Origin of the sequence: Vibrio makurazakiensis (assembly GCF_050337375.1) — a bacterium.
Taxonomy (GTDB): domain Bacteria; phylum Pseudomonadota; class Gammaproteobacteria; order Enterobacterales; family Vibrionaceae; genus Vibrio; species Vibrio makurazakiensis.
Genome location: NZ_JAKJSW010000039.1, coordinates 24427 through 31223 on the forward strand (window position 1 = coordinate 24427; position 6797 = coordinate 31223).

The window sequence follows — 6797 nt, forward strand, 5'->3', positions numbered from 1 at the left end:
ATGACAATTGAACATACTCAAGACCTTGCTCAAATCCGAGCAATGGTTCCAGAAATGCGCCGTGTAAAGTCTATCCACTTTATTGGAATAGGTGGCGCAGGAATGAGTGGCATTGCCGAAGTCCTTTTAAACGAGGGTTATCAAATTACCGGATCTGATCTCGCTGAAAACCCAGTGACGCTTAGATTAACGGAGAAGGGTGCGACGGTTTTTATCGGTCACCAAGAAAGCAATGTCGCCAATGCTAGTGTGGTCGTTGTTTCAACCGCTATCAATGAAGAAAACCCTGAAATAGTTGCGGCTCGCCAGTTGCGTATTCCTATTGTTCGCCGTGCTGAAATGCTTGCTGAATTAATGCGTTTTCGCCATGGCATTGCAGTGGCAGGAACTCATGGTAAAACTACGACAACCGCTCTCGTTACTCAAATTTATTCAGAAGCTGGTCTTGATCCAACATTCGTTAACGGAGGTTTGGTCAAAAGCGTTGGTACTAATGCACGTTTAGGCTCTAGCCGTATTCTTATTGCGGAAGCTGATGAAAGTGATGCTTCATTTTTGCATCTTCAACCAATGGTAAGCATAGTTACGAATATCGAAGCTGATCATATGGATACCTACGGCGGCGATTTTGAAGTACTTAAACAGACCTTCATTGATTTCCTACACAACTTACCGTTCTACGGTCAAGCTGTTATGTGTGTTGATGACCCTGTTGTCCGTGAGCTTATCCCACAAGTAAGCCGTCAAGTGATCACTTATGGTTTCTCTGAAGACGCTGATGTTCGAATTGAAAATTACCATCAACAAGGTCAACAAGGTAAGTTCACTGTTGTTCGTAAAGGTAAAGCTAACCTGGATATCACACTCAACATTCCTGGTCGTCACAACGCTTTAAATGCTTCAGCGGCGATTGCGGTTGCGACAGAAGATGATGTGAGCGATGAAGCTATTTTAAAAGCAATGGCAGGAACGCAAGGTACAGGTCGCCGTTTTGATCACTTAGGTGAGTTTGATACGGGTAACGGCGTTGCCATGTTAGTTGATGACTACGGGCATCACCCAACAGAAGTTGATGTGACAATTCAGGCAGCTCGTAGTGGCTGGGAAGACAAGCGTTTAGTCATGGTCTTCCAACCACACCGCTATAGCCGAACTCGTGATCTTTATGATGATTTTGCTAACGTTTTAGAGCAAGTAGATGTCTTGATTTTGTTAGATGTCTACTCTGCGGGCGAGCAGCCTATTGCTGGCGCAGATGGACGTGCACTTTCACGCACTATCCGAGGTCGTGGACGCGTTGACCCTATTTTTGTTCCAGATATTGCGTCTTTGCCTTCAGTTCTTGCGAATGTTGTACAAGGCGGTGACTTAGTTTTGACTCAAGGTGCTGGCGATGTTGGTAAAGTGGCTAAACAGCTGGCTACTCTTGAGCTAAATATTAATAAGATGCTAAACGTATAAAGATAGAGCGCACAGACTGTGGTTAACTGCTCAGTTCTCATAATAGAGCTGAAATTGTTCCCAAATCTTGGTTTCAGTGTTTGATAGTTTGTGCTAGCTCAGTATAATCCTAAGGTTAAAGTAAGTGCTTTTGCCTCTATTAAATATGAATAGGGAATAGAATTGCGAACCAACGATAGGGACTGCGGGTTTTGGTAGAAAGTACTTTCGACGAATACCGCCAACATTCCAGTATTCCACTATTGAAAAAGCACGCTGTAGGCGGCTCTTTTTTAATAGTTGTTTTGCTATTTATTGGATTCCTCTTCTATACCACGCTGAGCTGGATGTGGGACGATCAAAGGTTACCGCTTTCTAAAATAGTACTTCAAGGTGATTTGACGTATGTCACTGCCAACGATGTACAGAGAGCTTTTGGTCAATTAGACCATATTGGCACGTTTATGTCGCAAGATGTCGATGTGTTGCAGAACAGCTTAGAGGTTCTACCTTGGGTGTCTCAGGTTTCGATTCGTAAACAGTGGCCTGATACCGTAAAGGTATTTCTTACTGAACATCAAGTCGCTGCGATTTGGAACGGTAATATGTTACTGAATGAGCAGGGTAAAGTATTCAATGGCGATATCGGAATGCTTCAAGGTGATAGAGTTAAGCTCTATGGCCCAGAAGGAACAAGCCAAATGGTTATTGGACAGTGGCGAAAAGTAAGCCCACAGTTTAAAACACTTGGTTTAACGGTGACTTCCCTTGTATTAAATGAACGCCGAGCTTGGCAAATGATTTTAGATAATGGAATTCGCTTAGAGTTAGGTAAAGAGTCTTTAGATGAGCGTGTTGAGCGCTTTATTTCGCTTTATACCGACTTGGGTGATAAAGCGAATCGAGTTAGCTACATCGACCTCCGGTATGATACGGGAGCTGCTGTAGGGTGGTTTCCAGAACAAGAGTTAGAAGAGAATACAGATGACTAAGACCGCAGATGACAACATTATTGTTGGTCTTGATATAGGCACTGCAACCATATCAGCTCTAGTCGGAGAAGTACTGCCAGATGGTCAAATCAATATTATCGGTTCGGGTAGCAGCCCGTCTCGAGGTATGGATAAAGGTGGTGTCAACGATTTAGAGTCGGTAGTGAAATCAGTTCAACGCGCTATAGACCAAGCTGAGCTAATGGCTGAATGCCAAATCAGTCGCGTATTTATTTCACTATCGGGCAAGCATATAGCAAGCCGAATTGAAAAAGGTATGGGGACAATCTCTGACGAAGAGGTGTCTCAAGATGACATGGAGCGTGCAATCCATACTGCTAAATCGATAAAAATCGGTGAAGAACAGAAAATACTGCATGTGATACCACAAGAGTTCACGATTGATTACCAAGAAGGAATTAAAAACCCACTTGGCTTGTCAGGCGTAAGAATGGAAGTGAGTGTCCACTTGATTTCTTGTCATAACGATATGGCAAAGAACATAATTAAAGCAGTTGAACGATGTGGCTTAACCGTCGATCAATTGGTGTTTTCAGGGCTTGCTTCAAGTAATGCGGTAATCACTGAAGACGAAAGGGAACTTGGCGTGTGTGTTGTTGATATCGGCGCCGGTACTATGGATATTTCCATTTGGACTGGTGGTGCATTAAGACACACAGAAGTATTTTCTTACGCAGGAAACGCCGTAACCAGTGATATTGCTTTTGCCTTTGGTACACCAGTGAGTGATGCCGAAGAAATAAAAGTAAATTATGGATGCGCCCTGAGTGAGTTAGTTAGCAAGGATGATACAGTCAACGTGCCTAGTGTAGGTGGTAGACCGTCACGCAGTTTACAAAGACAAACTTTGTCAGAAGTGATTGAACCACGTTACACTGAGCTTATGGGCTTAGTGAATCAAACTATCGATACCGTGCAAGTTAAACTTCGTGAAGATGGCATCAAGCATCATTTAGCTGCTGGTGTGGTACTCACTGGTGGTGCTGCACAAATAGACGGATTGGTAGAGTGTGCGGAACGTGTGTTCCGTAATCAAGTTAGAGTCGGTAAGCCATTAGAAGTTAGTGGCTTAACTGAGTACGTAAAAGAGCCGTATCATTCTACGGCAGTTGGTTTACTTCATTATGCAAGAGACAGCCAAATGCACGATGACGGTGAGTATAGCGAACCTAAACGCAGCTCATCGATGTCGGGACTATTTGGGAAATTGCGTAATTGGATACAAAAAGAGTTTTAACCTGAGTTGCAGGAAGAAACGGAGATAACACATGTTTGAACCGATGATGGAAATGTCTGACGATGCAGTAATCAAAGTCGTTGGAGTTGGTGGCGGCGGCGGTAATGCTGTTGAGCACATGGTACGTGAGTCTATTGAAGGCGTAGAGTTCATCAGTGTAAATACTGATGCACAAGCACTTCGTAAAACAAGCGTGAGCAGCGTAATTCAAATCGGTGGTGATATCACTAAAGGTTTGGGCGCTGGTGCTAACCCACAAGTTGGCCGTGATGCAGCTCTCGAAGACAAAGAAAGAATTAAAGAAGTTCTAACTGGTGCCGATATGGTATTTATCGCAGCTGGTATGGGCGGTGGTACTGGAACAGGTGCTGCACCGGTTATTGCTGAAGTTGCGAAAGAACTTGGAGTGCTTACTGTTGCAGTTGTAACTAAGCCATTCAGTTTCGAAGGTAAGAAGCGTTTAGCGTTTGCTGAGCAGGGTATCGAAGAGCTATCTAAGCACGTAGATTCACTGATCACTATTCCAAACGAGAAGCTACTTAAAGTTTTAGGTCGCGGAGTTACTCTTCTGGAAGCTTTCGCTAGCGCGAATGACGTATTGAAAAATGCGGTTCAGGGTATTGCTGAACTGATTACTCGCCCAGGCATGATCAACGTCGATTTCGCGGATGTTCGCACCGTAATGTCGGAAATGGGTCACGCAATGATGGGTAGCGGTATCTCTAAAGGTGAAGACCGTGCTGAAGAAGCTGCTGAAACAGCAATTTCTAGCCCGCTTCTAGAAGATATCGATTTAGCTGGTGCTCGTGGTGTTCTAGTGAACATTACTGCTGGTTTAGACATGCGTTTAGACGAGTTCGAGACAGTGGGTAATACAGTTAAGGCATTTGCCTCTGACAATGCAACTGTAGTTATTGGTACTTCTCTAGACCCAGATATGACGGATGAAATCCGCGTAACAGTTGTTGCAACTGGTATTGGAACAGAGAAAAAACCTGATATTACTTTAGTTGCCGGTGGAAAGGCTAAAGTGGCACCAGTATCTCAACCTCAAGTTTCAGCACAGTCTGCTCCTAAGGTTGAAGAAAAACTGGCACAGCCATTGCAGGAGAAAACTGAGGTTAAACCTCAAGTGAAACCACAGCCAACACCGTCAGCAGCACCTTCTACTGCGAATGCGAGCCAAAACACGGCTCCAAAAGCAGAAAAAGAAAGTGGGTATCTAGATATCCCAGCATTTTTACGACGTCAGGCTGATTAACAAATAACCGCTAATTTGACAGTGTTCAAAATTATCGGTATAATTTGCGGTCGGTGTCATACCGACCGTGATTTGTAGCATGACTAGAGGCAAGCAGATGATCAGACAACGTACTCTGAAAGAAATTGTGAAAACAACTGGTGTGGGTCTCCACTCTGGTCGTAAAGTCACACTTACTCTTCGACCTGCCGCTGCAAACACAGGTATCGTTTACCGTCGTACTGATGTAAATCCACCTGTTGATTTTCCAGCAGATCCGGCTTCTGTTCGTGACACTATGCTATGTACAGCACTAGTTAACGACGAAGGCGTTCGTATCTCAACCGTAGAGCACTTAAATGCTGCTTTAGCTGGTATGGGTATCGACAATATTATTGTAGAAGTAGATGCACCGGAAATTCCGATTATGGATGGTAGCGCAAGCCCATTCGTTTATCTTCTTCAACAAGCTGGTGTGGAAACATTAAACGCAGCTAAACGTTTTATCCGAATTAAGAAACCTGTGCGTTTTGAAGATGGCGATAAATGGGCAGAATTTGTTCCATTTAACGGCTTTCGTATGGATTTCGAAATTGAATTTAACCACCCTGCAATAGAGTCAGATGAGCAACGCTTGTTGTTTGATTTCTCTTCGCAAGGCTTCGTAAAAGAAATTTCACGAGCGCGTACTTTCGGCTTCATGCGTGATATCGAGTACCTACAATCACAAAACCTTGTGTTAGGTGGTAGTTTCGATAACGCGATTGTTTTGGATGAATATCGAATCCTTAACGAAGAAGGCCTGCGTTTTGATAATGAGTTTGTAACTCATAAAGTTCTTGATGCAATTGGCGATTTATACATGTGTGGTCACGCTATTATTGGTGAGTTCCGAGCATTCAAATCTGGTCATGGGTTAAATAACCAACTTCTTCGCGCAGTGTTAGCTGATGCTGAAGCTTGGGAGTGGGCTACTTTTGAAGAAGAAGCTGGTTCACCTGTTGCGTTTGCAGAACCGAATATGGTTTTAGCGTAAAAATAAGATTCCAGAAAAGCCAGACTTTAAGTCTGGTTTTTTTATGCCTGGAATTCATCACTCAAGAAAGCGAACAGCTAATATTGTGGCAATTAATTACCGCTAAAGCGTTACGTTCATACTTGTGAGTATTCAGAGATCATATATTGGATGCTGAAATACAGGTCGATGGAGTGCTTTTTAAATCTAAGATTGCGCCAATATGAATCTTGGGCTGTTTAATCCATCATCAATCACAGGTAAAACTTCAAAGCACATCAAACAAATGAGCTCCAAGATGGTTGTCTAGGTGAAAATTACTTACACTAGGCGGCAATATTTTCACTCAAGCCTTGAAAACTCTACTCTCCACTCCAATATCTGAGTAATATGATTTATCTCAGTATTCATGGTTCGTAACTAATAACGAGTTAATAACTGGTAGAGACTGACGGCATTTAAACTAGATCGCAGAAGATCTGACAAAGAAGAGATTCATAGCAAATGATTACTAAGCTGCTGACAAAGGTAATTGGCAGTCGCAATGACAGAACACTGCGCCGCCTTAGAAAGATTGTAAAAGAAATTAATAATTATGAACCAACGTTTGAAGCACTTTCAGATGAAGAGCTTAAAGCTAAAACAGTTGAGTTCCGTGAGCGCTTAGAAAAAGGCGAAGCTTTAGATAACCTATTGCCTGAAGCATTCGCGACAGTTCGTGAAGCATCTAAACGTGTGTACGGCATGCGTCATTTCGATGTTCAGCTTATCGGCGGCATGGTACTAAATGCTGGCCAAATCGCAGAAATGCGTACAGGTGAAGGTAAAACTCTTACCGCGACACTTCCTGCA

At 43.2% G+C, this 6797-nt stretch carries 5 protein-coding genes and 1 pseudogene; all 6 read left to right on the forward strand.

All coding sequences use genetic code 11. The annotated features are described in order from the left end of the window. Positions 1-1461: a UDP-N-acetylmuramate--L-alanine ligase gene (gene murC / locus L4C33_RS06580; RefSeq protein ID WP_428811641.1), complete on the forward strand. Its 1461-nt coding sequence runs from the start codon at positions 1-3 to the stop codon at positions 1459-1461. A 191-nt stretch (positions 1462-1652) separates the two neighbouring features. Beyond that, positions 1653-2432: a cell division protein FtsQ/DivIB gene (locus L4C33_RS06585; protein WP_428811642.1), complete on the forward strand. Its 780-nt coding sequence runs from the start codon at positions 1653-1655 to the stop codon at positions 2430-2432. Then, positions 2425-3690: a cell division protein FtsA gene (gene ftsA, locus L4C33_RS06590; RefSeq protein WP_428811643.1), complete on the forward strand. Its 1266-nt coding sequence runs from the start codon at positions 2425-2427 to the stop codon at positions 3688-3690. Before L4C33_RS06585 ends, ftsA begins: the two co-directional genes overlap by 8 nt. A 31-nt stretch (positions 3691-3721) precedes the next feature. After that, a complete protein-coding gene (gene ftsZ / locus L4C33_RS06595; RefSeq protein WP_428811644.1) occupies positions 3722-4951 on the forward strand; it encodes a cell division protein FtsZ in 1230 nt (409 codons plus the stop codon). Positions 4952-5048: 97 nt separating this feature from the next. Next, positions 5049-5966 (forward strand): UDP-3-O-acyl-N-acetylglucosamine deacetylase, encoded by a 918-nt coding sequence (gene lpxC / locus L4C33_RS06600; protein WP_428811645.1) that lies wholly within the window; start codon positions 5049-5051, stop codon positions 5964-5966. A 483-nt stretch (positions 5967-6449) separates the two neighbouring features. Next, positions 6450-6797 (forward strand): annotated as a pseudogene (gene secA, locus L4C33_RS06605) (preprotein translocase subunit SecA); the annotation flags it as partial.

Coding starts and splice junctions, on each gene's coding strand:
- murC (WP_428811641.1), top strand. CDS start 1: ATGACAATTGAACATACTCAAGACCTTGCTCAAATCCGAGCAATGGTT.
- ftsA (WP_428811643.1), top strand. CDS start 2,425: ATGACTAAGACCGCAGATGACAACATTATTGTTGGTCTTGATATAGGC.
- ftsZ (WP_428811644.1), top strand. CDS start 3,722: ATGTTTGAACCGATGATGGAAATGTCTGACGATGCAGTAATCAAAGTC.
- lpxC (WP_428811645.1), top strand. CDS start 5,049: ATGATCAGACAACGTACTCTGAAAGAAATTGTGAAAACAACTGGTGTG.